Source organism: Argonema antarcticum A004/B2, from assembly GCF_023333585.1.
Classification (GTDB): Bacteria; Cyanobacteriota; Cyanobacteriia; order Cyanobacteriales; family Aerosakkonemataceae; genus Argonema; species Argonema antarcticum.
On sequence record NZ_JAIQZN010000225.1, the window covers coordinates 1 to 1821 of the forward strand.

At 50.8% G+C, this 1821-nt stretch carries 3 protein-coding genes; all 3 read right to left on the reverse strand.

Annotated features, from left to right (window positions below; translation table 11 throughout):
• Positions 1–129: 129 nt before the first annotated feature.
• Complete coding sequence (locus LAY57_RS35490; RefSeq protein ID WP_249072182.1) at positions 130–555, reverse strand: hypothetical protein; 426 nt, start codon at positions 553–555, stop codon at positions 130–132.
• A gap of 142 nt (positions 556–697) precedes the next feature.
• Positions 698–1192 carry an RHS repeat domain-containing protein gene (locus LAY57_RS36090; protein ID WP_275994548.1) on the reverse strand — a complete coding sequence of 165 codons (495 nt, stop codon included), beginning with the start codon at positions 1190–1192 and terminating at the stop codon, positions 698–700.
• A 262-nt stretch (positions 1193–1454) separates the two neighbouring features.
• Positions 1455–1821 (reverse strand): hypothetical protein (locus LAY57_RS35505; protein ID WP_249072181.1); only part of this gene is annotated, 367 nt, incomplete at its 5' end.

Below are 1821 nucleotides of genomic sequence, written 5' to 3' on the forward strand. Positions count from 1 at the left end.
CTCGCGACTTAGAATTATTTTTTCCTTAACTGAGATCTCATATTCTGAAAAAGAAAAAACGCCGCCCCTACAAAGCCCAACAAAAACCCAAAAAAAAAGCCAAATATAATCTTTCAGTCATCAGCCGTTTTATTTGCGAGGATTGCCGCAACATACTCCCTTAGCTCCAACAGTCCGCGGATCTATTTGCCGGGTAAATGCTCCAGCAGCATTTCTTGGCTGATTATAGGCAACTGATTGCCGTGCAATTTCAGGCAGCGCCGTAGCCGGTGTCATATTTGGAAGAGCCGCGCCCGCACCATAACCGACGCCTCGTGCTGCAGGCCCGGCTATTCCGCCGCCGATCGCTCCCATACCTCCATTAACCAGAATGCCAGCACCGGTTATTTCTTGCCCACTTAACAACGAACCGGTCGTGTATTGGCCGACCCCAGCGACTCCGCCTAGTGCTGCTGATGCCGCCACAGGAAACGACGATACGGCAGCGACAGGAGCCAAAACACCAGCAAAAGCTCCCCCCCAGCATTCGCAACTTCTTTCATGTCGGCATCGCATTTTTTGTCGGCTAATTTTTGCTTGGCATAATTAGCTCCGGCGCCTAGCCCTCCGCCAAGAATTGCCATTCCAATAAAAACAATCGGCGCAATCAGTCCAGTCGGATCCGTAGCGTTCACCGGGGTATTTAAAGCGTAGCGCGTTAGATTATCCCCCCTAGTAACCCAATGGGGTCCTGAGTGATATACCGGCCGGCCTTAGGGTCGTAGTACCTAAACCGGTTGTAGTGCAGGCCTGTTTCATCATCGAGCTGTTGCCCCTGGAACCGAATCGGCTGGTGGATCCGGCTTGAGTTGTATTCCTCTTCGACTTGCCCCCAAGCTGTGTACCTGGCAGCCCAGGCCACTTTCCCTGCTTGTTCTCCGTTGGCATTGACCAGTGCAATGGCCGTGCCCAAGTGATCCGTGAGCACATGCCGGATCGTCAGCGGATGTTCTTCTCGTGTTTGTGCTTGTGCATCCTTGAGCGCCTGGATCGATTTCCGCACCTGCGCCTTCATTTCATGCGGCAAGAGCGCTGACAGCTCGTAGCCGGGCTGTAGGGCCTCTCTCAAGGCTCGGTGCAGCATTTCTCGCTCGTGGTGCGGCAGCTCATTTTCAACGCTGTTGCTAGCTTCGCTGTTGCCCAGATTGAGCAACGTTTTGACCGGATCGGTCTGTCCCTCTTTGTGTGCACCAGCCGGTCTCCATCCCAGCCGTAGTGGGTGGTCTGGCTTTGCTCTCCCGTCTTTTGGTGTGTCTTGCTCACCCGCCGCCCGAATGCGTCGTAGCGGTAAGTGGTGTTGCTTTGTGCTTCCCCTTGGGCATCAATCTGCACGACCTGCAGCAACTGGGGCAGGTTGGTCCAGTGCAAGCAACTAGTATGGGTACGCCTGAGTCGTGACAATAAGCACGGGTACTTTAAAAGACTAAGAAATGCCCCCAGTAAATGGTTAAGGCAGCCTGAGCCTGCGTGGCCTCGTGACTATTGGGAGGCATGAGATTGGCAACGTTGACAAGAAACATTGCGACCAATTTTGACTGATCAGTGTTTATTCGCTCAAATGTTTTTTGAAGGCTTGTGCTTTCAGATGATATATCTTTTTCGGAAGAGGAGGGCGAAAAACCATATAATAGATCGCCCAAAAAATACGTAAAAAATTCAATATTAAAAAATCGTAAATCGTAAAAATTTTTTAGAAATGCGGGCAAATAATAATATTTCCCTTCCGGAGTAAGCATTAGAAACTGAACGTGATCAGTGTACAAAGAGTCAAATGAAACCTGG

What these genes read in the sequence shown, in the direction of transcription:
- LAY57_RS35490 (WP_249072182.1), bottom strand. Translation starts at nt 555, where the DNA reads ATGCGATGCCGACATGAAAGAAGTTGCGAATGCTGGGGGGGAGCTTTT.